This is a genomic window from Streptomyces sp. bgisy159 (genome assembly GCF_965341775.1).
GTDB lineage: Bacteria > Actinomycetota > Actinomycetes > Streptomycetales > Streptomycetaceae > Streptomyces.
The window spans coordinates 19,244-40,949 of sequence record NZ_CBDQZH010000024.1 but is presented as its reverse complement, the minus strand read 5'-3'; the positions used below and the strand labels follow the sequence as shown (position 1 = coordinate 40,949).

The following is a 21,706-nucleotide window of genomic DNA, read 5'->3' as shown; positions in this document are numbered from 1 at the left end:
CCGCCCGGCCAAACGCTGTCACCGCATCGCGGGATCGAGGACTCACTGCGGATATACAGCTGTGCCCGACCCAGCAACAGGCGGGTCGGGCACAGGTATTGACATAGCGTCAGACGTTGAAGCGGAACTCCACCACGTCCCCGTCCTGCATCACGTACTCCTTGCCCTCCATGCGCGCCTTGCCCTTGGCGCGGGCCTCGGCCACCGAGCCGGTCTCGACCAGGTCGTCGAAGGAGATGACCTCGGCCTTGATGAAGCCCTTCTGGAAGTCGGTGTGGATGACGCCGGCGGCCTCGGGGGCGGTGGCGCCCTTCTTGATGGTCCAGGCGCGGGACTCCTTGGGGCCGGCCGTCAGGTAGGTCTGCAGGCCGAGGGTGCGGAAGCCGACGTGGGCCAGGGTGGCGAGGCCGGGCTCCTCCTGGCCGACGGACTGGAGGAGCTCCAGGGCCTCGTCCTCGTCCAGCTCGGCGAGGTCCGCCTCCAGCTTGGCGTTGAGGAAGATCGCCTCGGCGGGGGCGACCAGGGCGCGCTGCTCGTCCTTGAAGGTCTCGTCGGTCAGCTCGTCCTCGTCGACGTTGAAGACGTAGAGGAAGGGCTTGGTGGTGAGCAGGTGCAGGTCGTGCAGCGGCTCGGCGCGCTCGGTGCCCTGGACGATGCCGTGGGCGAAGAGCGTGTCGCCCTTCTCCAGGATCTCCTTGGCCTCCTCGACGGCCTTGACCTTCGGCGCGAGGTCCTTCTTGATCCGCGACTCCTTCTGGAGGCGGGGCAGCACCTTCTCGATGGTCTGCAGGTCGGCCAGGATCAGCTCGGTGTTGATGGTCTCGATGTCGTTCTTCGGCGAGACCTTGCCGTCGACGTGGACGACGTTCTCGTCCTTGAAGGCGCGGATGACCTGGCAGATCGCGTCGGACTCCCGGATGTTCGCGAGGAACTTGTTGCCCAGGCCCTCACCCTCGCTGGCGCCCCGCACGATGCCCGCGATGTCGACGAAGTCGACGGTGGCGGGCAGGACCCGCTGGGAGCCGAAGATCTCCGCGAGCTTCGTCAGGCGGGCGTCGGGGACACCGACCACGCCGACGTTCGGCTCGATGGTGGCGAACGGGTAGTTGGCCGCCAGCACGTCGTTCTTGGTCAGGGCGTTGAACAGGGTCGACTTGCCGACATTGGGCAGACCGACGATTCCGATCGTGAGCGACACGTTGCGACTTCCCGTATGTGGTGAGGGCCAGGGGGCCAGAGGACCGGCCGATCCACCAGTCTACGGCGTGCCCGGCCGCGCCCCGGTGGACCGGTCGAACGCTTGGCCAAGCTCTGTGCCCCGGCGTGTCTGACCCCCGATTCGGCACATAAACAGACCTAAGTTGGTCCGGTGGAGCAAAACGGAACGCGGCCCCCGCACCACGGAACGCGACAGAACCCCCCGCCGCTGCCGCCCCAGACGGGCCGCGAGGGGGGCGGTTCCGCGCGCGTGGGAACGGGAAGCGGGGGTCCAGGGGTGGAACGGGCCGACGGTCCGCGGGAAACGGCGGGCCGGCAGTCCGACGGGCCGGAGCGCGGGCGACCGGGTCGGGGGCGGCCTTCTGGCGGGCAGCCCTCGGGCGACGGACGGGGGGCGGGGAAGCCGGCTGCCGGGTCGTCGTCCGGGCGGGGGCCGTCCGGCCCGGATGTGCCCCCGGCGTCTCACCCGGCGCGCGACGGGAAGCCGGCCCGGGCACCGCGCACGCCGCAGCCACGTGGCGGGGAGCCGCGCCGTCGGCGACCGGCGGTCACCGGAGGGCCCTCCGCCGCGCACCCCGCCGGTGCGGGCGGCCCCCGCCGCACGGGGCGCAAGGAGTCCACGGGGGGCGTGCGGAGTGCTGGGCGCGCCGGGCGTGCGGAGCGTACGGCGCGGGCGACGCCGCCGGGCGGGCGCCGTCCCGCCCCGCCCCTGGTACGGGATCTGCGGCGGCTGCCGAACCCCCGGCTCACCGGGCTCGGAGGCGGCCTGCTCAGCGGAGCGCTGATGCTCGGGTTCGCGGCCCTCGACCGGCTGCTCTTCGGGGCGTCGCTGACGGCGTACGGCGTGCTGTTCCTGCCGGTGTGCCTGCTGACGGCGCTGTGGGTGCGGCGGGGCGACCTGGTGGCCGCGCCCGTGGTCGTGCCGATCGCGTTCGTCGTGGGGCTGACGCCCCTGGCGGAGGGCGACGGCGGGGTCGGGCCGTGGCTGATGGGCCTGATGACCGCCCTGGCCACCCAGGCCGCCTGGCTCTACGGCGGGACGCTGCTGACCGCGCTCACGGTGCTCGTACGGCGCGTGCACCTGGCCGGTATCCGTCGGCGGGCGCGGAGCGGAGGGGCGGCGGCACCCCGCTGACCCGGGCGGGGAGCGGACGGGCGGCGGCCGAGACCCCGACGGCCCGCCGACTCAGCGGCCCGGCGCCCCGACGGCCCGCCGACTCAGCGGCCCGGCGCCCCGATGGCCGGGCGACCCGGCGCCCCCAAGGGCCAAGCGCCCCGATACCCAAGCGGCCCGACGGCCCGACGGCCCGGCGACCCCGCGGCTCGCGTCCCGACGCCTCCACGGCGCGGCGCCTCCGCGGCCCGGGCCAGGACCCGGCCGACGCCGCGCCCCTGCCTGCCGGACGTCGCTACCGTCCCGGCGCCCCTAAGCGCACAGCGCTCGCCCGCCGCACGCCCGCCGCACGCCCGTCACTCACCCGTCGCCGCTCGCATCGCCGCTCCCACGATCCCCGCGTTGTTCTGCAACTGGGCCGGGACGATCTCCGCCTTGATGCCCTGGATGTGGGGCAGGAACTTGTGCGCCTTGCGGCTGACGCCGCCGCCGATGACGAAGAGTTCGGGGGAGAACAGCATCTCGACGTGGGCGAGGTACTTCTGGACGCGGCGTGCCCAGTGCTCCCAGGTCAGCTCGCCGTCCTCCTTGGCCTTGCTGGAGGCGCGCTTCTCCGCGTCGTGGCCGTTCAGTTCCAGGTGGCCCAGTTCGGTGTTGGGCAGCAGGACGCCGTCGGCGAAGACCGCGCTGCCGATGCCGGTGCCGAAGGTCAGCAGGATGACGGTGCCCCGGCGGTCCTTGCCCGCGCCGAAGTTCATCTCGGCGACGCCCGCGGCGTCGGCGTCGTTGACGACCGTCACCGGCAGGCCGCCCAGCCGCTCGCCGAACAGCGCCCGTGCGTCGGTGTCGATCCAGCTCCTGTCGACGTTGGCGGCGGTCCGGATCGTCGACCCGTCGGTGACGACGCCCGGGAAGGTGAGTCCGACCGGGCCCGTCCAGCCGAAGTGGTCGACGACCTGTTTCACGCCGTCGGCCACGCCCTCGGGCGTCGCGGGCTGCGGGGTGAGCACCTTGTGGCGCTCTTCCGCCAGGTCGCCCCTGTCCAGGTCCACAGGGGCGCCCTTGATCCCGGATCCACCGATGTCCACGCCGAAGATCTGCATGGCTCCACGTTACGACGGACCACCGACGGTCACTCCGCGTGGTCGTCGAACGTCACTCGCCGGTGGCCGCGCGCCCGGTGACGGCCTGTGCCGGCCCGCTGCCGCCGCGCTCGGCCACCAGCGTCGCCGCCTCCTCGCGGAGATCACGGCGGAGTTCCTTGGGCAGCGAGAAGATGATGGACTCCTCGGCCGCCTTGACGATCTCCACGTCGCCGTAGCCGCGCTCCGCGAGCCACTCCAGGACCTGCTCGACCAGCACTTCGGGCACGGAGGCCCCGGAGGTGACGCCGACCGTCGTCACACCGTCCAGCCAGGCCTCGTCGATCTCGTCGGCGAAGTCCACCAGGTAGGCCTGGCGGGCGCCGGCCAGCTTGGCGACCTCCACGAGCCGCTTGGAGTTGGAGGAGTTCCGGGAGCCGACCACGATCACCAGGTCGGCCTCGGCGCCCATCTGCTTCACGGCGAGCTGACGGTTCTGCGTGGCGTAGCAGATGTCGTCGCTGGGCGGGGAGATCAGCTGCGGGAACTTCTCCTTGAGCGCGTCGACGGTCTCCATGGTCTCGTCGACCGACAGCGTCGTCTGGGACAGCCAGACCACCTTGGACGGGTCGCGGACCTCGACCTTGGCGACGTCGCCCGGGCCGTCGACGAGCTGGATGTGGTCGGGGGCTTCACCGGACGTGCCGATGACCTCTTCGTGGCCCTCGTGTCCGATGAGGAGGATGTCGTAGTCCTCGTTGGCGAAGCGGACGGCTTCCTTGTGGACCTTGGTGACGAGCGGGCAGGTCGCGTCGATGGTGGCGAGACGGCCGCGCTCGGCTTCCTCGTGGACGACGGGGGCGACGCCGTGCGCGGAGAACATCACGATGTTGCCGGGCGGCACCTCCTCGGTCCGCTCGACGAAGACGGCGCCCTTCTTCTCCAGGGTCTGCACGACGTACTTGTTGTGCACGATCTCGTGCCGGACGTAGACGGGGGCCCCGTACTGTTCGAGGGCCTTCTCGACGGCGATCACGGCGCGGTCCACGCCGGCGCAGTAGCCCCGGGGGGCGGCGAGCAGGACACGGCGGCCAGGCGAAGCTGTCATGGTCCCCATCGTACGGGCCGCACCCGGCGGGTCGGTGAGCACGCCGGACCGGGTGCTCCCGGAGACTCCGGACCGTGTCTTCACGGAACTCCGCACCGTGTCTTCACGCGACGCAACTCCGGACCGGATGCTTCACGAAGCTGGAAGCCGACGGAGTCCTGTCGTTCCGTTCGCGTCCCGTCGGTTCAGCTCCGGTGGCGGTCCCGGCGGCGGCTCCAGACCATCAGGGCGACACCGGCCGCGGCGAGTCCGGCGCCCACGGCGCCGAGGGCGAGGAGCGGGGTGCGGTCGGTGCCGGTCCCGGCGAGGTGACCGCCGGGCCCGGGACGGGGCCGGCGGCTCCGGTCCGGTCCGTGGGCACGGCCGTCACTCTCGCCGGGCGTGGCGCCGGTCCCGTTCCCGGCCGGTCTCGGCGAGCTGTCGCCGGTGGCGCTCTCCGACGGCCGCCCCGCACCGCCCGACGGCCTCGGCGATCCCGCCACTCCGCCCTCACTCCCCGACGACCAGGAGGCGGCGGCGCCGTGGGCGACGGCGCTGCCCGGTCCCGTCGCCGCGAGGGCGAGGGCGAGGGAGCAGGTGGCGCCGCCGGTCAGGAGGAGCGCGCCCCGCAGCCGACGTGCTCCTGCCCTCCCGCCGTCACCACCATCCACTCGAACCCCTTGCACCAGCACCCTTTTCATGCGTTTTACACATCTTGTCACGATCTCGAAATTAGAGATCTCCCGCCCGTGCCGGGCGCCGCCACGCCGCACCCACCCTGTCCGCGCCCGCCACGCGCGCGTGTCCGACGGCCTGACCCGTTGTCGGTGGCGGCGGTTACGCTCACCGGCATGGCTGTGAACACGTCCGCGGACGCCCCGCTGCCCGTCGGCGAGGTCTCGCGGCTCATCGGGGGGTGGATCGACCGGCTCGGCGCGGTGTGGGTCGAGGGTCAGATCACCCAGTTGTCGCGGCGCCCGGGCGCGGGCGTGGTGTTCCTCACGCTGCGCGACCCGTCGTACGACATCTCGGTCAGCGTGACCTGCTACCGGCAGGTGTTCGACGCGGTCGCCGATGTCGTCGGCGAGGGCGCGCGCGTGGTCGTCCACGCCAAGCCCGAGTGGTACGCGCCGCGCGGGCAGTTGTCGCTCAGGGCCGCGGAGATCCGGCCGGTCGGCGTCGGGGAGCTGCTGGCCCGGCTGGAGCAGCTGAAGAAGTCCCTCGCCGCGGAGGGGCTGTTCGCGGCGGAGCGCAAGAAGCCGCTGCCGTTCCTGCCGCAGCTGATCGGGCTGGTCTGCGGCCGGGCCTCCGCCGCCGAGCGCGATGTGCTGGAGAACGCGCGGCACCGCTGGCCGGCGGTCCGCTTCGAGGTGCGCAACGTAGCCGTGCAGGGCGTGCACGCGGTGCCGCAGGTGGTGCAGGCGGTGAAGGAGCTGGACGGCCTGGACGGCGTGGACGTGATCATCGTCGCGCGCGGCGGGGGCAGCGTGGAGGACCTGTTGCCGTTCTCCGACGAGCAGCTGGTGCGCGCGGTCGCCGAGTGCCGTACTCCGGTGGTTTCGGCGATCGGGCACGAGCCGGACCAGCCGCTGCTGGACTTCGTGGCCGATCTGCGCGCCTCGACGCCGACGGACGCCGCGAAGAAGGTGGTGCCCGACGTCGGGGAGGAGCTGCAGCGCGTGGACGTGCTGCGGGACCGGGCGCGGCGGTGCGTGCGGGCGTTCGTGGAGCGCGAGGAGCGGGGGCTGGCCCATGCGCTGGCCCGCCCGTCGATACAGGACCCGCACCGGATGATCGACGAGCGGGCGGACCAGGTGGCGTCGCTCACCGACCGCGGGCGCCGCTGCCTCGGCCATCTGCTCGACCGCGCGGACTCGGAGCTGACGCACACGCACGCGCGCGTGGTCGCCCTCTCCCCCGCCGCGACGCTTCGGCGCGGGTACGCGGTGCTGCAGCGGGCGGACGGGCATGTGGTCCGGGATCCGGAGGAGGTCACGGCGGACGAGACGCTGCGCGCGCGGGTCGCCGAGGGCGAGTTCACGGTCCGGGTCGACGGCCGAGAAGGCGACGGCTGAGAAGGCGACCGCCGACAGGCGACGGCCGACAGGCGAAGGCAGGCGAAGGCCGAGAAGGCCGAGAAGGCCGAGAGGCTCTGAGGGAACGGGCGGTCAAGGATGGGTGGCATGACGGGAAAGGCCGACGAGGCGACGCTCGGGTACGAGCAGGCGCGGGACGAGCTGGTCGAGGTGGTGCGCCGGCTGGAGGCGGGCGGCACGACGCTGGAGGAGTCCCTGGCGCTGTGGGAGCGCGGCGAGGAGTTGGCGAAGGTGTGCCGTCGCTGGCTGGAGGGTGCGCGCGCCCGGCTGGACGCGGCGCTCGCCGAGGAGGAGACCGAGGGCGCGGTGGGCGATGCGGACTCCGGCAAAGGGAAGGGGTAGCGGGGCCGCCGGGCGGCTGTGAGGTGGGTCACCCCACCCCGGGCTTTGTTGAAGGTTGAACAGATCTTGCGTACCGTCGAGGACGTAAGCCGGTCCGGCCGTGCCCGGATCCGGACACGCACCCGAGGAAAGTTCACGCATGACTCTCGTTCTTGACCCCGCCGCCCAGGACCTGCTGTTCCGCGAGGCCCGCACCGCGAACACCTTCACCGACGAGCCGGTGACCGAGGAGCAGGTCCAGGCGATCTACGACCTGGTCAAGTACGGCCCGACCGCCTTCAACCAGACCCCACTGCGCATCACCCTGGTCCGCTCCGCCGAGGCCCGCGAGCGCCTGGTGGGCCACATGGCCGAGGGCAACCGGGCCAAGACGGCCGCGGCCCCGCTGGTCGCGATCCTCTCCGCGGACAACGAGTTCCACGAGGAGCTGCCCACGCTGTTCCCGGCCTTCCCGCAGGCCAAGGACGCCTTCTTCGCCGAGCGCCCGGTCCGCGAGGGCTCCGCCGCGCTCAACGCCGCGCTGCAGGCCGCGTACTTCATCGTCGGCGTGCGCGCCGCCGGCCTGGCCGCGGGCCCGATGACCGGTTTCGACGCCGAGGGCGTCCGCAAGGAGTTCCTGGACGGCGACCACACCCCGCTGATGGTGGTCAACATCGGCAGGCCGGGCGAGAACGCGTCCTACCCGCGCTCCCCGCGCCTGACGTTCGACCAGGTCGTCACCACGGTCTGACCTCGCGGACGCGTACCCGAAGGGGCCACCGGCATGCCGGTGGCCCCTTACGTGTCAGTTGCGGTTCACGCCATCTTCAGCGCCCTGACCATCGTCGTCAGCTGCTCGAAGGAGCCGGTGCCGGCCACCACCGTGGTGGAGCCGTCGTCCCCCTTGAGGACCAGCGCGTCGTAGCGGCCGCCGGTGTAGCGGGTCCAGGTGCGGCCGTCGATCTCCTCGACGGTCTTCGTCTCGCGCGCGCCCTGGCTGGCCTCGTCGATGAACTCGGCCCGCTTCCCGGTCGTCGACTGCTCGATCCCCACGTACTCCCCGTCCGGGGCGTGGAACCCGAGGTGCCAGCTGTCGGAGTCGGCGCCGCTGAAGCGTACGGAGGTGGCCTTCCAGGCGTCCGGCAGGCCCTCCGGGGCGGCCACGGGGTACGAGGCCGCGCGGCGGGCCGTGAGCAGTTCGACCCGGTAGTCGACGCGCGGGAGGTCGGGGTCCTTGTCGTCGTGCGGGACGAACACGTAGATCACCGCCGCCGCGATCATGATCACTCCGAGGGAGAGGATCATGTCCCGGACCGTCTTCTGCTTGCCTGTCGAACCTGCCACGCCCCCTATCGTCGCAGGTGCCCGGTCCGCTCATCCGTGGGGTCCCCTGCTCATTTTGTCGGACTGACGATAGAGTCGGGGCGCAACCCTCATCCGGCCGTCGTCGTATCAGAAAGGTGCGCTCCGATGACCGAGAATCATCATCTGCCGTCCGAACTCGATGTGCCCTCCGAGGCCCCCGACCGCAACCTCGCCCTGGAACTGGTCCGGGTGACCGAGGCCGCGGCGATGGCCGCGGGCCGCTGGGTGGGGCGCGGTGACAAGAACGGCGCCGACGGCGCCGCGGTGCGCGCCATGCGGGCCCTGGTCTCCACCGTCTCGATGAACGGCGTGGTCGTCATCGGCGAGGGCGAGAAGGACGAGGCGCCGATGCTCTTCAACGGAGAGCACGTCGGTGACGGGACCGGCCCCGAGTGCGACATCGCCGTCGACCCGATCGACGGGACCACCCTCACGGCCAAGGGCATGCCCAACGCGATCGCGGTGCTGGCCGCCGCCGAGCGCGGGTCGATGTTCGACCCGTCCGCCGTGTTCTACATGGACAAGCTGGTGACCGGTCCCGAGGCCGCCGACTTCGTGGACATCGACGCGCCCGTGTCGGTGAACATCCGGCGGGTCGCCAAGGCCAAGCGGGCCACGCCCGAGGACGTCACCGTGGTCATCCTGGACCGGCCCCGCCACGAGGGGATCATCAAGGAGATCCGCGAGGCCGGCGCCCGCATCAAGCTGATCTCGGACGGCGACGTCGCCGGTTCGATCTACGCACTGCGCGAGGGCACCGGAGTCGACATGCTGCTCGGCATCGGGGGGACGCCCGAGGGCATCATCTCCGCCTGCGCGGTGAAGTGCCTCGGCGGCACGATCCAGGGCAAGCTGTGGCCCAAGGACGACGAGGAGCGGCAGCGGGCGATCGACGCCGGGCACGATCTCGACCGGGTGCTGACCACCGAGGACCTGGTGACCGGGGAGAACGTGTTCTTCGTCGCCACCGGGATCACGGACGGCGAGCTGCTGCGCGGCGTGCGCTACCGGTCGGAGACCGCGATGACCGAGTCGATCGTGATGCGCTCGAAGTCGGGGACGGTGCGGCGGATCGACTCCGAGCACCGTCTGAGCAAGCTCCGGGCCTACAGCGCGATCGACTTCGACCGCGCCAAGTAGCCCGAGGGCGGCCCGACGGCCGCCTTCCACGACGAAGAGGTGCCCTCAGTGCGGTGAGGGCACCTCTTCCGCGTACCGGAGGCCGTCGCCGGACGGCGGCTGAGTGGCCCGGATGCGCCCGGCGGGACGCGGCGGGCGGGACGCGGCGGGCGGTGCGCGCCCGGCCGGGCACCTCGCCCGGCGGCACGCGGTCCGGCTGTACGGGGTCCGGCGGGCGCGGTCCGGCGGGCGCCCCGGGTGCCTGCGGGCGCGGTCCGGCGGGCGCGCCGGGTGCCGGGGGCTCAGCCGGCCTTGGCGATCGGCGCGGTCGTCCGCGCCGCCTTCTTCAGTTCCATCTCGCGGCGGCGGCGCCGGGCCAGCACCACGCGGCGCTCGGCGGCGGTCAGGCCGCCCCAGACACCGTAGGGCTCGGGCTGCAGCAGGGCGTGCTCGCGGCACTCGACCATGACCGGGCAGCGGGCGCAGACACGCTTGGCGGCCTCCTCACGGGAGAGCCGGGCGGCGGTCGGTTCCTTGGAGGGCGCGAAGAAGAGGCCGGCCTCGTCGCGGCGGCACACCGCCTCGGTGTGCCACGGGGCGTCGTGGTCCCTGTCGCGCGCCGGCACCCGCGGGGCCGGAACAGCAGCTACCTGCAGGGACGAATGCGGCGGTTGCAGCACGGTCTACTCCTGACGACGGCTTCGCGAGCGAGAGACGATGCAGCAAGGTCTACCCGCTGTACGCGTGCCTATGCAGTGAGTTCCCAACCGCCGTGCCCCGCAAGGTCGTTGTCGGTCCCGGCCGTCAGCGGTCCAGATGCCTGCGCAGGCTCCGGTCCACCTTGCGGTGCACCCGGTCGAGGATGTCCGCCACCAGCCTGCCGCGGCGCGGCCGTCCCTCGACGCTGCCCAGGACCGCCCAGCCGTCGAGGTAGACCACGGGCGCGTCGGGTTCGGGCGCGTCCATCGTGTCCACCTCGAAGCTGCCGAGGACACCGCCGCCGGTACCGCGCAGCGACACGTTCTCCGGGACGTACACCTCCACACTGCCGAAGAGCGAGAACGCCTTGATGACGATGTGCTGGTACTCGAAGAGCGCCTCGCTGAGGTCGATCTCGACACTGCCGAAGATCGCGTACGCGTGGATCCGGCGGCCCGCGCGCCAGCGGCCCCGGCGGGCGGCGCTGCTGAAGACCGCGACGACGTTGTCGTACGGGCCGGCCGGCAGGGGGCCCGGGGCGGGGCGGCTCGGCGGGCCGGCGGTGGTGGCGCGGCGGGCGTGGGCGGCGGGCAGGTCGCGTATGAACACGTCCAGTTCACCGACCGTCTTGGCGGCCAGGGCGCCCGTCACACGTTCGGAGTGCTCCTCGGGGCTGAGCCGGCCCTCGGCCAGCGCCTCGCGCAGGATGTCGGCGATCCTGTCCCGGTCGGCGTCCGAGGCACGCAGCTCGGCGGCCGGCGCGGGAGCGGGGGCGGGGGCGGGGGCGGCGGGAGTTGCCGCGGAGGCGGGGGGAGTGGTCGCGGGGGCGGGCTGCTTCTGAAGGTCCACGACAGCAGCGTAGCGAAACACGATAGATCGCGACACCCCTCCTCCGGGACCGACTGAGCCCTACCTCACAGACGAGCTGTCAGCGGCAGGTTCTACGCTGGTGGGCGCTGCCAATGACTGCCAGCCGCTGTCTGCCGTGAGTGAGGAATGGGCGAGATGCCTGAGTTCGCGTACACCGATCTGCTCCCCATGGGAGAGGACACCACCCCCTACCGGCTGGTGACCTCCGAGGGTGTCTCCACCTTCGAGGCCGACGGGCGGACCTTCCTCAAGGTGGAGCCGGAGGCGCTGCGCAAGCTGGCCGAGGAGGCGATCCACGACATCCAGCACTACCTGCGCCCCGCCCACCTCGCCCAGCTGCGCCGCATCATCGACGACCCCGAGGCGTCCGCCAACGACAAGTTCGTCGCCCTGGACCTGCTGAAGAACGCGAACATCGCGGCCGCGGGCGTGCTCCCGATGTGCCAGGACACCGGCACGGCGATCGTCATGGGCAAGCGCGGGCAGAACGTCCTCACCGGCGGCGAGGACGAGAAGGCCCTGTCCGAGGGCATCTTCGACGCCTACACCAAGCTCAACCTGCGCTACTCGCAGATGGCTCCGCTCACCATGTGGGAGGAGAAGAACACCGGCTCCAACCTCCCGGCGCAGATCGAGCTGTACGCGACCGACGGCGGCGCCTACAAGTTCCTGTTCATGGCCAAGGGCGGCGGCTCGGCCAACAAGTCGTTCCTCTACCAGGAGACGAAGGCCGTCCTCAACGAGGCGTCCATGATGAGGTTCCTGGAGGAGAAGATCCGCTCCCTGGGCACGGCCGCCTGCCCGCCGTACCACCTGGCGATCGTGGTCGGCGGCACGTCCGCCGAGTACGCGCTGAAGACCGCCAAGTACGCCTCCGCGCACTACCTGGACGAGATCCCCGCCGAGGGTTCGCCGCTCGGGCACGGCTTCCGGGACAAGGAGCTGGAGGAGAAGGTCTTCGAGCTGACCCAGAAGATCGGCATCGGCGCGCAGTTCGGCGGCAAGTACTTCTGCCACGACGTGCGTGTGGTCCGGCTGCCCCGGCACGGCGCCTCCTGCCCCGTCGCCATCGCGGTGTCCTGCTCCGCCGACCGCCAGGCCGTCGCGAAGATCACCGCCGAGGGCGTCTTCCTGGAGCAGCTGGAGACCGACCCGGCGCGCTTCCTGCCGGACACGACCGACGAGCACCTGGACGGCGCCTCGGACGTCGTCAGGATCGACCTCAACCAGCCCATGGAGACGATCCTCGCCGAGCTGACCAAGTACCCGGTCAAGACCCGGCTTTCGCTGACCGGCCCGCTGGTCGTGGCCCGCGACATCGCGCACGCCAAGATCAAGGAGCGGCTGGACGCGGGCGAGGAGATGCCGCAGTACCTGAAGGACCACCCGGTGTACTACGCGGGCCCCGCGAAGACCCCCGAGGGTTACGCCTCCGGCTCCTTCGGCCCGACGACAGCCGGCCGCATGGACTCCTACGTCGAGCAGTTCCAGGCGGCGGGCGGCTCCAAGGTGATGCTGGCCAAGGGCAACCGCTCGCAGCAGGTCACCGACGCGTGCGCCGCGCACGGCGGGTTCTACCTCGGCTCGATCGGCGGCCCCGCCGCGCGCCTCGCGCAGGACTGCATCAAGAAGGTCGAGGTCGTCGAGTACGAGGAGCTCGGCATGGAGGCCGTCTGGAAGATCGAGGTCGAGGACTTCCCGGCGTTCATCGTGGTCGACGACAAGGGCAACGACTTCTTCAAGGACCCGGCCCCCGCGCCGACCTTCACGTCGATCCCGGTCCGGGGACCCGGGCTGGGCTGACCCCCCGTTCCCGCAGAGCAGGAGCCCCCGGCCGGTCCGGCCGGGGGCTCTTCGCCGCTCGGAAGGGCAGCGGCTGCGGCAGGTCCTCTAGCAGTAGCCGTCCACCCGGGTGCCGGCCGGAGCGAGGCTGGGCCAGGGACGGCCCGCCCTGTCGGAGGCAGCGGACCGCAGGAGGTCGAGGAGAGTGCACCCCGGGTAGCCCCGGAAACTCGCGTACATGCCCCGGTAGTGGCAGTTCCAGTAGCTCACGACCCGCCGTTGGGTGCGCGCGAAGAAGGCGGGGTTGTCCACGAGGAACTGCCCGTAGGCGAGGTGGCCGCACGTACCGGGCGTGGCGAGATCGCGGAGTTCATCGCAGAGGGAGACCAGGATCTCCAGAACGTACTCGCCGACCAGCCGCACGACGAAGGGGATGACCCACGGGTCCGTGGAACCCACGACCTTCTCCAGGTGGCGCTGCCTGACCATCCCGTCGCAGTGCCGGGAGTACAGGCAGTGCAGAAGCTGCCGTTGGCGCGGCGAGAGCGACGCCACCGCGCCGGCCGACGGCTCGTCGTTGTAGAGGCGCTCGGGGATCACGACCTGCCTGCCCTCCACAGCGGCCGAGAAGGAGCCGTGCGGCGGGAGCCGGGAATCGGGCATCACCGCCAGGACTGCCTGAGCATCACCTGCGAGTTCGGCCGGGAACGCCCTGGTCAACGGATTGCTGCGGTCGGAATGCGGCTGCACCAGGGGAGCATAGGCGGATGCCTCGGCCAGAGTGCCGGCATTTAAGGGCCCCACACCCCGCTCGACCCGGCGCGACTGTGCGCCAGAGCGCTATGCGTCCGCGGAGGGCTTGCGCAGGACGTACGTTCCCTTGGCCGGCAGCACGCCGACCAGCCCTTCTTCTTTGAGGTCCCGGATGGCGCGCCGGATCGTGCCCAGCGCCGCGCCGTACTCCTCGCAGAGCAGGCGCTCGCCGGGGAGTCTGGCACCGATCGGGAGCCGTCCCGTGCGGATTTGTTCGCGCAGGTCGGCGGCGATCTCCTGCCAGCGGTAGAGCGGAAGTCCCTCAACGTCGGTCATGAGGCCATGCTGCGGCGGCGTACAGGAGTACGCCCGGTCAGGCTGCGCTAATCTGCAGACAACTGCAGCATGACGCAGTTAGGCTGTGACAACGCAAACGGGCCCCAGTCCGGGAGCAAGCCGTCCTGGGGCCCTGCCGTCCACGACTGACAAGGAGTCGCCGACGATGACCGACAACCTACCCTCCCTCGCCCCTCCCCCCGGCCTCCGCCGCCTCCCCTGGACCACCCCCGAGGGCAAGCCTTGCCTCGTCCCCCACGGGAAGGGGTTCATCAACAGCCTCGCCGACGCCACCGAGGAGGACATCGTCGCCACCGCCCTGGACCAGGGCGCGGGCGCCGTGCTGGACGCCGGACGTCCCGAGGCCACCGTCGAGGAGCTGCGCAAGGGCGTGCGCTTCCTGGGGCACCTGCTCAACGACGTCATCCGGGTCGCCGTACTCCGGGGAGAACGCCTGGCGCACCTCGAAACGTCCGAGGCGTAACCCGCCCGCCCCGTCCACCCCGTCCACCTCCGCCCGTCTTCGTCCGCCTCCACGGGGAACAGTTGTCACGTTCCGGATGCTGTGACTCGTGGAGGTGATCGGCAGTGGCCGACGAAGAGCAGAGCTACCGCGTCGAGCACGACTCGATGGGCGAGGTCCGGGTCCCGGCGCACGCCAAGTGGCGGGCGCAGACCCAGCGCGCGATCGAGAACTTCCCCGTCTCGGGGCAGCGCATCGAACGGGCCCACATCGAGGCCCTGGCCCGGATCAAGGGCGCGGCGGCGAAGGTGAACGCGGAGCTGGGAGTGCTCGACGAGGAGGTCGCGGAGGCGATCCGGGAGGCGGCCGACGAGGTCGCCGGGGGCGCCTGGGACGAGCACTTCCCGGTCGACGTGTTCCAGACCGGCTCCGGGACCTCGTCGAACATGAACACCAACGAGGTCCTCGCCACCCTGGCGAGCGAGCGGCTGGGCCGTCAGGTGCACCCCAACGACCACGTCAACGCCTCGCAGTCGTCCAACGACGTGTTCCCGTCCTCCATCCACATCGCCGCCACCGCCGCCGTCACCCGCGATCTGATCCCGGCCCTGGACCACCTGGCCGCCGCGCTGGAGCGCAAGGCGGCGGAGTTCGCCGACGTGGTGAAGTCGGGCCGTACGCACCTGATGGACGCCACCCCGGTGACGCTGGGCCAGGAGTTCGGCGGGTACGCGGCCCAGGTGCGGTACGGGATCGAGCGGCTGACCGCGTCCCTGCCCCGGCTGGCCGAGCTGCCGCTGGGCGGCACCGCCGTCGGCACCGGGATCAACACCCCGCCCGGCTTCGCCGCCGCCGTGATCGCGGAGGTGGCCCGGGTCACCGGGCTGCCGCTGACCGAGGCACGCGACCACTTCGAGGCGCAGGGCGCCCGGGACGGCATCGTGGAGACCAGCGGGCAGCTGCGGACCGTCGCGGTCGGCCTCACCAAGATCGCCAACGATCTGCGCTGGATGTCCTCCGGGCCGCGCACCGGGCTCGCCGAGATCAGCCTGCCCGATCTGCAGCCCGGGTCGTCGATCATGCCGGGCAAGGTCAACCCGGTGATCCCCGAGGCGGTGCTGATGGTCGCCGCGCAGGTCATCGGCAACGACACGACGGTCACCACGGCGGGTGCGGCCGGCAACTTCGAGCTGAACGTGATGCTGCCGGTGATCGCCAAGAACGTCCTGGAGTCGGTCCGGCTGCTCGCCAACGCCTCCCGGCTGCTCGCCGACCGCACCGTCGACGGCATCGTCGCCCACCGCGAACGCGCCCTGGAGTACGCCGAGTCGTCGCCGTCCGTGGTGACGCCGCTCAACAAGTACATCGGGTACGAGGAGGCCGCGAAGGTCGCCAAGAAGGCGCTGGCCGAGCGGAAGACCATCCGCGAGGCCGTCCTGGAGGGCGGCTACGTGGAGCGCGGCGACCTCACCGCGGAACAGCTCGACGAGGCGCTGGACGTGCTGCGGATGACGCGCCCGTAACCGGCGGTGCCCGCCGTGTGAACCGTGACGGACACCGCAGCGTCGGATGGAGTGGGCACCTAATATCTGTGCATGGCAGACGGTGGAGCGGTGACGGGGGAAGCGCGGTCGAGCGGACCGGCGGGTTACTGGGCGCCGGGGAGTCACATCCTGTGGCGCTACCGGGAGAACGCCGGCCCGCGCTTCCACATCGCCCGCCCCGTCACCGTCGTACGCGACGACGAGGACGTGCTGGCGGTGTGGATGGCGCCGGGCACCCAGTGCGTGAAGCCGGTCCTCGCGGACGGCACCCCGCTGCACCAGGAGCCCCTCGCCACCCGCTACACCAAGCCGCGCTCCGTGCAGCTGGACCACTGGTTCGGCACCGGGGTGCTGAAGCTGGCCCGGCCGGGCGAGCCGTGGTCGGTGTGGCTGTTCTGGGAGCCGGGCTGGCGGTTCAAGAACTGGTACGTCAACCTGGAGGAGCCGCTCGTCCGCTGGGCGGGCGGGGTGGACTCAGAGGACCACTTCCTGGACATCTCCGTGCACTCGGACCGCAGTTGGCACTGGCGGGACGAGGACGAGTTCGCGCAGGCCCAGCGGGACGGGCTGATGGACGCCGGCCTCGCCGAGCGGGTGCGCCGGGCGGGGCTGCGGGCGGTGGAGGCGATCCGCTCCTGGGGGCCGCCGTTCTCGGACAACTGGGAGAACTGGCGTCCGGATCCGTCCTGGGGGGTTCCCTCGCTGCCCGAGGACTGGGACCGTACGCCCGCGCGCATGTCCTCATGAGACCCTTGATGCGCCCCGGTGCAGGAAACGTAGGATCGTCCTCCGCACGGGCGCACCGAGGCAACTCCGGGAGCAGGCGCCGGGTCTGACCGAACGTCACCGAGGGGCGGCAGGACGTGAGCGAGGGGTACGAGGACACGACCGGTCCGGTCCGCGCGCGGACCACCGGTGGCACGGGAACATCCTCCGACCACTCCGGAAATCCGTTCCCGGGACACGTATTGCGGGTATCGGCACTTCGGCGGGCAAAGCCGCACCGGGACCTCGCCGTCACCTTCCCGTCGTCCGCCCGCCGGGCGGGGCACGCGGGCGGCGGTGCCGCCCGCGCACGCGGAACCGGGCGTGGGACGGCGTGCGGCCGTACGGCGCAGGAAGGAGTCGACGCGATGGGGCTGCCCCCGATCGAGCGAAGCCGGGCGCGGGGAAACCGGGGACCGACGACAACGCCGCAGAGGCGCGGGCCAGGCGTCGCGTGGCACGCGGGAACGTGACGGCAGGGCCCACCGCCCCGGACGGATGGATTCGACACGCGTGACGGAGCACCCGACATCCTTCGAGCGCCCTCAGGGCGTCGACCCCACGGACCCCCGCGGGGCGCTCCTGCGTACCCAGGCGCCCGCGGCGGCCGCGGCCTTACCGGCCGGTTCCGACCCGGAGCACTCCCAGCCGTCGGCGGCCGAGCCGGACAGCCACCGGCCGCGCCCGGCCCCCGAGACCATCCCCGTGCAGCCCGGCGCCGACGAGCGCGGGGCGGGGCCGGAGCGGCGCACCGGTCAGCCGGTGTCGCCGGGCCGGCCCACGCCGATGCGGCGGGACGGGGACCGGCTGCGGTTCGTGGGCGCGGCGACCCGGCGGATCGCCCGGGGCCTGGACCTGGACGAGATCGTGATGGGGCTGTGCCGGGCGACCGTGCCGACCTTCTCCGACGCGATCCTCGTCTACCTGCGCGATCCCCTTCCGGTCGGCGACGAGCGGCCGTTGGGGCCGGTGGTGCTGCGGCTGCGGCGTACCGACCGGATACCGCAGGAGCGGGACACCGAGGCCGGCTGGGCGCAGCCCGTGGCGCCGCCGGAGGCGCCGGAGCTGTCCGAGCTGTCGGCGGCGATCGCCGAGCTGTGCGAGGTACGGCCCGGCGGGGCGCTCGCGGAGGTGCTGCGCGGGGTGCGGCCGGTGTTCGCGGACGCCCCGGCGGCCCGCGCCGCGCTGCCGGAACTCCTCGGCGACGAGGGCGAGTCGGTCGTGCCGTGCGGCCAGCGCGCGATCCTCGCGCCGCTGCGCGGGCGGCGCCGGGTGATCGGGGCCGCGGTGTTCATCCGGGGCCCGGAGCGCATGGCGTTCGAGGGCGACGACCTGCTGGTGGCCGCCCAGCTGGCCACGCACAGCGCGCTCGGCATCGACAAGGCGGTGCTGTACGACCGTGAGGCGTACATCGCCGACGAGCTGCAGCGCACCATGCTGCCGGAGACGCTGCCGCGGCCCACGGGCGTACGGCTGGCGTCGCGCTACCTGCCGGCCGCCGAGACGGCGCGGGTCGGCGGTGACTGGTACGACGCGATCCCGCTGCCCGGCAGCCGGGTGGCGCTGGTCGTGGGGGACGTGATGGGGCACTCCATGACGTCGGCCGCGATCATGGGTCAGCTGCGGACCACCGCGCAGACCCTGGCCGGGCTGGACCTGCCGCCGCAGGAGGTGCTGCACCACCTCGACGAGCAGGCGCAGCGGCTCGGCACGGACCGCATGGCGACCTGCCTCTACGCCGTCTACGACCCGGTGGCGCACCGCATCACCATCGCCAACGCCGGCCACCCGCCGCCCGTGCTGCTGCACCTGGGCGGCCGGGCCGAGGTGCTGCGGGTGCCGCCGGGGGCGCCGATCGGCGTCGGCGGGGTGGACTTCGAAGCCGTGGAGCTGGACGCACCGGCCGGCGGCACGCTGCTGCTGTACACCGACGGTCTGGTGGAGTCCCGGCTGCGGGACGTGGCGACCGGCATAGAGCAGTTGCGGGAGAAGCTGGCGGCGACCGCGCGGCTGACCGGGCCGGACCATCCGCCGCCGCTGGAGGCGCTGTGCGACGAGGTCCTCGACATGCTCGGGCCCGGCGACCGGGACGACGACATCGCGCTGCTCGCGGCGCGGTTCGACGGGATCGCGCCGAGCGACGTCGCGTACTGGGTGCTGGACCCGGAGGTCTCCGCGCCGGGCCAGGCCCGGCGGCTGGCCCGGCGGGCGCTGGACCGGTGGGGTCTGGAGGAGCTGAGCGACTCGGTGGAGCTGCTGGTGAGCGAGGTGGTCACCAACGCGGTGCGGTACGCGTCGCGGCCGGTGACCTTGCGGCTGCTGCGGACCGACGTGCTGCGGTGCGAGGTCGGCGACGACGTGCCGCAGCTGCCGCGGCTGCGGCAGGCCCGGGCCACCGACGAGGGTGGGCGCGGGCTGTATCTGGTGAACCGGCTGGCCCGGCGGTGGGGGGCCACCCGGCTCAGCACCGGGAAGGTCGTGTGGTTCGAGCTGGTCAGGCCGTGAGGGGAGCGGGCCGCGGGCCCGCTCCCCTGCGGCGGGTCAGCCGCCCGACTGCGGGTTGAAGACGTCGGGCGGACCGGTCGGACTCTGCGAACCCGTCGGCGGCGCCGTCGACGGATCAGGCGGCGTCGGCGCCTCCGAGGTGGCCGGCGGCTCCGAGGTCGGCGTCTGGGACGGCGGCGCCGAGGACGACGGCGGTGCCGAGGACGACGGGGGCTCGCTGCTGGGCGTCTCGGACGGCGTCGAGGACGGGGACTGCGACGGGGTAGCCGACTTCGTCGGCCGCACCGCCGCGCCCTGGTCGGTCTCCAGGTCGAACTTGGAGACCTCGGTGGAGACGCCGAAGGTGTACTGCGCCCAGATCTGGGCCGGGGGGCCACCGCCGTTGACGCGGCCCTTGCCGGGGAGTTCGCCGGTGGCGCCGGTCATGTTGACCTGGGCGTGGGTCTTGGCGTCCTCACCGAACAGGCCGACCGAGGTGACCAGGTCGGGGGTGAAGCCGGAGAACCAGGCCGACTTGTTGTCGTCGGAGGTACCGGTCTTGCCGGCGACCTTCTGGCCCTTGCGGTCGGGGTTGTCGCGCACGGACCGGCGGGCCGTGCCGTCGTCGACCACGCCGGTCAGCACCGAGGTGACGGTGTCGGCGGCCTCGCGGCTGATGACCTGGTCGCCGACCGGGTCCGGCAGTTTCAGCGACAGGGCGCTGTTCTCGACGTCCTTGAGGATCGCCGGGGTGACCTTCTTGCCGTGGTTGTCGAGGGTGGCGTAGACGCCGGCCATCTCCAGGGGGCTTGCGCCCATGGTGCCCAGGGTCTGGGCGGGCACCGCCTTCAGGTCCTTGGGGTCCATGCCCAGGTCGGCGGCGGTCTCCATCACCTTGTCCATGCCGACGTCGACGCCCATCTGGGCGAAGGCCGAGTTCACGGACTTGTTCATGGCCTCCTGGACGGTGACGTCGCCGTAGCTGACGTCGTCCTCGTTCTCGGGGGCGAACGCGATGTCGCTGCCGACGACCGGGCGCTTGCTCTTGCCGCTGTAGAGGGTGTTGGCGGTGATCTCGTCGCCGTCCTGCGTCTTGGCGCCCTTGTCGAGGGCGGCGGCGAGGATGACCGGCTTGAATGTGGAGGCGGGCTGGTAGTCGGTGCGGGTGGCGTTGTTGACGTAGTGCTTGAAGTAGTCCACGCCGCCGTACATCGCGACGACCGCGCCGGTCTTGGGGTCGACCGAGGCGGCGCCCGCCTGGATGTCGCCGTCGACCTTGCGCTTGTCGGGGTCGAGCTTGCTGGTGAGCTGCTCCTTGACGGACGCCTCCAGCGCCTGCTGCTTCTTCCGGTCGATGTTGAGGGTGATCGTCCAGCCGCCCCGGCCGACCAGGGCCTCGGCCGCCTTGCTGTTCTCGGCCACGCCCTGTGCGACCAGCTGGTGCCGCAGTTCCCTCTCCGCCGCGTCGACGAGGTAGCCGACCTGGCCCTTCTTGGCGGGCGCGGGCTTGGGGTCCTTCGGGATCGGGAACTTCATGGCGTCGCGTTCGGACTTGTCGAGCCACTCCTCCTCGACCATGTTGTCCAGGACGTAGTTCCAGCGCTGCTGCACCAGTCTCTTGCCGGTGTCGCCGGCGACCGCCCAGTCGTACTGGCTCGGCGCCTGGAGCAGGGCGGCGAGGTAGGCGGCCTGCTCGACGTTCAGCTTGTCGGCGTCGACCCGGTAGTAGGCCTGGGAGGCAGCCTGGATTCCGTAGGCGCCGCGGCCGTAGTAGCTGGTGTTGAGGTAGCCGGCGAGGATGTACTCCTTGGACTTCTCGCGGTCCAGCTTCAGGGAGATGACCACCTCCTTGAGCTTGCGGGTGACCGTCTGCTCCTGGGTGAGGTAGTAGTTCTTGACGTACTGCTGGGTGATCGTCGAGCCGCCCTGGGCGCCCTTGCCGGTGAGGGTGTTGAGGACGCCGCGCGCGGTGCCCTTCAGGTCGACGCCGGAGTCGTCGTAGAAGCTCTTGTTCTCGGCGGCGACGAACGCGTTGCGGACGTCCTTGGAGATCTTGGAGAGGTCGACGTTCTCGCGGTTGAGCTCGCCGTCCCGGGCGAGGATCGTGCCGTCGCTGTACTTGAAGGTGTTGCTCTGCTTGAGGGCGTCGGCGTTCACCTCCGGGATGTCGATCATCAGGTACAGCGTGATGAACGTGCCGATGCCGAGGAGGCAGACGCCGAGGAAGGTGCCGAGGATCTTCTTCCAGGTGAACAGCCTGCGTATGAGGCTCCGGTCGCTCTTGGCGCCCTTCGCCCCGCCGCCCCGCCTGGCGGCCCGGCGGGCCGCGGCCCGGCCGCCCTCGGCGACCGACGGCGAGGCGGAGTCCGTCGCCGAGGGCTCCGACGAGCGGTTCCTGGGCGCGGCGCGGCGGCCACCGCGCTGGCGCGCTCGTCTCTCTTCCGCTCGTCCCATGAGTCCGCTCGCTCCGCTTCCTACTCGGCAGTCACCCCAGTGCCCAGGGGGCAGGTCAGCTCAGAAAGCTAACACCGCTCTCTATGACAAAGGGCCCCCGATCCGGGCCTTTCCGGGCGGGGGAGGCGTGAGAATCAGCACGCCGTCCACCGGA

The 21,706-nt window shown here is 72.0% G+C and carries 20 protein-coding genes; 10 read left to right on the top strand and 10 right to left on the bottom strand.

Annotation, left to right across the window (positions count from 1 at the left end; translation table 11 throughout):
• Positions 1 to 109 precede the first annotated feature (109 nt).
• Positions 110 to 1,198: a redox-regulated ATPase YchF gene (gene ychF / locus ACSLTV_RS22530; RefSeq protein WP_432134800.1), complete on the bottom strand. Its 1,089-nt coding sequence runs from the start codon at positions 1,196 to 1,198 to the stop codon at positions 110 to 112.
• Positions 1,199 to 1,846: 648 nt separating this feature from the next.
• Between ychF and ACSLTV_RS22525 the strand changes: the two genes are divergently transcribed.
• Positions 1,847 to 2,353 carry a DUF6542 domain-containing protein gene (locus ACSLTV_RS22525; protein WP_432134799.1) on the top strand — a complete coding sequence of 169 codons (507 nt, stop codon included), beginning with the start codon at positions 1,847 to 1,849 and terminating at the stop codon, positions 2,351 to 2,353.
• Positions 2,354 to 2,688: 335 nt separating this feature from the next.
• Here the strand turns inward: ACSLTV_RS22525 and ppgK are convergent, their stop codons facing one another.
• The 3 genes from ppgK to ACSLTV_RS22510 all read right to left on the bottom strand — a co-directional run bounded on the left by ppgK (position 2,689) and on the right by ACSLTV_RS22510 (position 5,172).
• Positions 2,689 to 3,435, bottom strand: coding sequence for a polyphosphate--glucose phosphotransferase (gene ppgK, locus ACSLTV_RS22520; RefSeq protein ID WP_432134798.1), 747 nt, complete (start codon positions 3,433 to 3,435; stop codon positions 2,689 to 2,691).
• Between the two features lie 52 nt (positions 3,436 to 3,487).
• Positions 3,488 to 4,531, bottom strand: coding sequence for a 4-hydroxy-3-methylbut-2-enyl diphosphate reductase (locus ACSLTV_RS22515; protein ID WP_432134797.1), 1,044 nt, complete (start codon positions 4,529 to 4,531; stop codon positions 3,488 to 3,490).
• Positions 4,532 to 4,707: 176 nt separating this feature from the next.
• Complete coding sequence (locus ACSLTV_RS22510; protein ID WP_432134796.1) at positions 4,708 to 5,172, bottom strand: hypothetical protein; 465 nt, start codon at positions 5,170 to 5,172, stop codon at positions 4,708 to 4,710.
• Positions 5,173 to 5,352: 180 nt separating this feature from the next.
• Here ACSLTV_RS22510 and xseA point away from each other — a divergent pair, with 180 nt between their 5' ends.
• From xseA to ACSLTV_RS22495, 3 genes are all read left to right on the top strand, one after another.
• On the top strand, positions 5,353 to 6,576 hold the full coding sequence (gene xseA / locus ACSLTV_RS22505; protein WP_432134795.1) for an exodeoxyribonuclease VII large subunit: 1,224 nt from the start codon (positions 5,353 to 5,355) through the stop codon (positions 6,574 to 6,576).
• A gap of 108 nt (positions 6,577 to 6,684) precedes the next feature.
• Positions 6,685 to 6,939 carry an exodeoxyribonuclease VII small subunit gene (locus tag ACSLTV_RS22500; protein ID WP_432134794.1) on the top strand — a complete coding sequence of 85 codons (255 nt, stop codon included), beginning with the start codon at positions 6,685 to 6,687 and terminating at the stop codon, positions 6,937 to 6,939.
• A gap of 139 nt (positions 6,940 to 7,078) precedes the next feature.
• Entirely contained in the window at positions 7,079 to 7,669 is a 591-nt protein-coding gene (locus tag ACSLTV_RS22495; protein WP_432134793.1) for a malonic semialdehyde reductase, read from the top strand.
• 65 nt (positions 7,670 to 7,734) lie between these two features.
• Here the strand turns inward: ACSLTV_RS22495 and ACSLTV_RS22490 are convergent, their stop codons facing one another.
• The gene (locus ACSLTV_RS22490) at positions 7,735 to 8,262 is read right to left on the bottom strand and encodes a DUF4245 domain-containing protein (protein WP_432134792.1); all 528 of its coding nucleotides are present in this window, start codon (positions 8,260 to 8,262) and stop codon (positions 7,735 to 7,737) included.
• Positions 8,263 to 8,388: 126 nt separating this feature from the next.
• On the opposite strand from ACSLTV_RS22490, the gene glpX reads away from it, so the two are divergent.
• Positions 8,389 to 9,423 carry a class II fructose-bisphosphatase gene (gene glpX / locus ACSLTV_RS22485; protein ID WP_432134791.1) on the top strand — a complete coding sequence of 345 codons (1,035 nt, stop codon included), beginning with the start codon at positions 8,389 to 8,391 and terminating at the stop codon, positions 9,421 to 9,423.
• A 281-nt stretch (positions 9,424 to 9,704) separates the two neighbouring features.
• Here glpX and ACSLTV_RS22480 read toward each other — a convergent pair whose 3' ends face one another.
• Complete coding sequence (locus ACSLTV_RS22480) at positions 9,705 to 10,082, bottom strand: WhiB family transcriptional regulator (protein WP_432134790.1); 378 nt, start codon at positions 10,080 to 10,082, stop codon at positions 9,705 to 9,707.
• Between the two features lie 124 nt (positions 10,083 to 10,206).
• Positions 10,207 to 10,950: a DUF1707 SHOCT-like domain-containing protein gene (locus ACSLTV_RS22475; protein ID WP_432134789.1), complete on the bottom strand. Its 744-nt coding sequence runs from the start codon at positions 10,948 to 10,950 to the stop codon at positions 10,207 to 10,209.
• A gap of 156 nt (positions 10,951 to 11,106) precedes the next feature.
• On the opposite strand from ACSLTV_RS22475, the gene ACSLTV_RS22470 reads away from it, so the two are divergent.
• Positions 11,107 to 12,774, top strand: coding sequence for a fumarate hydratase (locus tag ACSLTV_RS22470; protein WP_435612771.1), 1,668 nt, complete (start codon positions 11,107 to 11,109; stop codon positions 12,772 to 12,774).
• 87 nt (positions 12,775 to 12,861) lie between these two features.
• Here ACSLTV_RS22470 and ACSLTV_RS22465 read toward each other — a convergent pair whose 3' ends face one another.
• Together ACSLTV_RS22465 and ACSLTV_RS22460 are read right to left on the bottom strand one after the other, a co-directional pair.
• Positions 12,862 to 13,503: a hypothetical protein gene (locus ACSLTV_RS22465; RefSeq protein WP_432134787.1), complete on the bottom strand. Its 642-nt coding sequence runs from the start codon at positions 13,501 to 13,503 to the stop codon at positions 12,862 to 12,864.
• A 90-nt stretch (positions 13,504 to 13,593) separates the two neighbouring features.
• Positions 13,594 to 13,842, bottom strand: coding sequence for a GntR family transcriptional regulator (locus ACSLTV_RS22460; RefSeq protein WP_432134786.1), 249 nt, complete (start codon positions 13,840 to 13,842; stop codon positions 13,594 to 13,596).
• A 166-nt stretch (positions 13,843 to 14,008) separates the two neighbouring features.
• Here ACSLTV_RS22460 and ACSLTV_RS22455 point away from each other — a divergent pair, with 166 nt between their 5' ends.
• The 4 genes from ACSLTV_RS22455 to ACSLTV_RS22440 all read left to right on the top strand — a co-directional run bounded on the left by ACSLTV_RS22455 (position 14,009) and on the right by ACSLTV_RS22440 (position 19,119).
• Positions 14,009 to 14,326 (top strand): hypothetical protein, encoded by a 318-nt coding sequence (locus ACSLTV_RS22455; protein WP_432134785.1) that lies wholly within the window; start codon positions 14,009 to 14,011, stop codon positions 14,324 to 14,326.
• A gap of 104 nt (positions 14,327 to 14,430) precedes the next feature.
• Positions 14,431 to 15,828: a class II fumarate hydratase gene (locus tag ACSLTV_RS22450; protein ID WP_432134784.1), complete on the top strand. Its 1,398-nt coding sequence runs from the start codon at positions 14,431 to 14,433 to the stop codon at positions 15,826 to 15,828.
• Between the two features lie 72 nt (positions 15,829 to 15,900).
• A complete protein-coding gene (fomD, locus tag ACSLTV_RS22445) occupies positions 15,901 to 16,596 on the top strand; it encodes a cytidylyl-2-hydroxypropylphosphonate hydrolase (protein ID WP_435612770.1) in 696 nt (231 codons plus the stop codon).
• Between the two features lie 531 nt (positions 16,597 to 17,127).
• Positions 17,128 to 19,119, top strand: a complete 1,992-nt coding sequence (locus ACSLTV_RS22440; protein WP_432134782.1) for a SpoIIE family protein phosphatase — start codon at positions 17,128 to 17,130, stop codon at positions 19,117 to 19,119.
• A gap of 36 nt (positions 19,120 to 19,155) precedes the next feature.
• On the opposite strand, the gene ACSLTV_RS22435 is transcribed toward ACSLTV_RS22440, so the two are convergent.
• Positions 19,156 to 21,552 (bottom strand): transglycosylase domain-containing protein, encoded by a 2,397-nt coding sequence (locus ACSLTV_RS22435; RefSeq protein ID WP_432134781.1) that lies wholly within the window; start codon positions 21,550 to 21,552, stop codon positions 19,156 to 19,158.
• Between the last annotated feature and the right edge of the window lie 154 nt (positions 21,553 to 21,706).

Bases quoted from the DNA above. Each gene is read 5' to 3' on its own strand.
- ppgK (WP_432134798.1), bottom strand. From the start codon at position 3,435: ATGCAGATCTTCGGCGTGGACATCGGTGGATCCGGGATCAAGGGCGCC.
- ACSLTV_RS22515 (WP_432134797.1), bottom strand. From the start codon at position 4,531: ATGGGGACCATGACAGCTTCGCCTGGCCGCCGTGTCCTGCTCGCCGCC.
- xseA (WP_432134795.1), top strand. From the start codon at position 5,353: ATGGCTGTGAACACGTCCGCGGACGCCCCGCTGCCCGTCGGCGAGGTC.
- ACSLTV_RS22500 (WP_432134794.1), top strand. From the start codon at position 6,685: ATGACGGGAAAGGCCGACGAGGCGACGCTCGGGTACGAGCAGGCGCGG.
- ACSLTV_RS22495 (WP_432134793.1), top strand. From the start codon at position 7,079: ATGACTCTCGTTCTTGACCCCGCCGCCCAGGACCTGCTGTTCCGCGAG.
- glpX (WP_432134791.1), top strand. From the start codon at position 8,389: ATGACCGAGAATCATCATCTGCCGTCCGAACTCGATGTGCCCTCCGAG.
- ACSLTV_RS22470 (WP_435612771.1), top strand. From the start codon at position 11,107: ATGCCTGAGTTCGCGTACACCGATCTGCTCCCCATGGGAGAGGACACC.
- ACSLTV_RS22460 (WP_432134786.1), bottom strand. From the start codon at position 13,842: ATGACCGACGTTGAGGGACTTCCGCTCTACCGCTGGCAGGAGATCGCC.
- ACSLTV_RS22455 (WP_432134785.1), top strand. From the start codon at position 14,009: ATGACCGACAACCTACCCTCCCTCGCCCCTCCCCCCGGCCTCCGCCGC.
- fomD (WP_435612770.1), top strand. From the start codon at position 15,901: ATGGCAGACGGTGGAGCGGTGACGGGGGAAGCGCGGTCGAGCGGACCG.
- ACSLTV_RS22435 (WP_432134781.1), bottom strand. From the start codon at position 21,552: ATGGGACGAGCGGAAGAGAGACGAGCGCGCCAGCGCGGTGGCCGCCGC.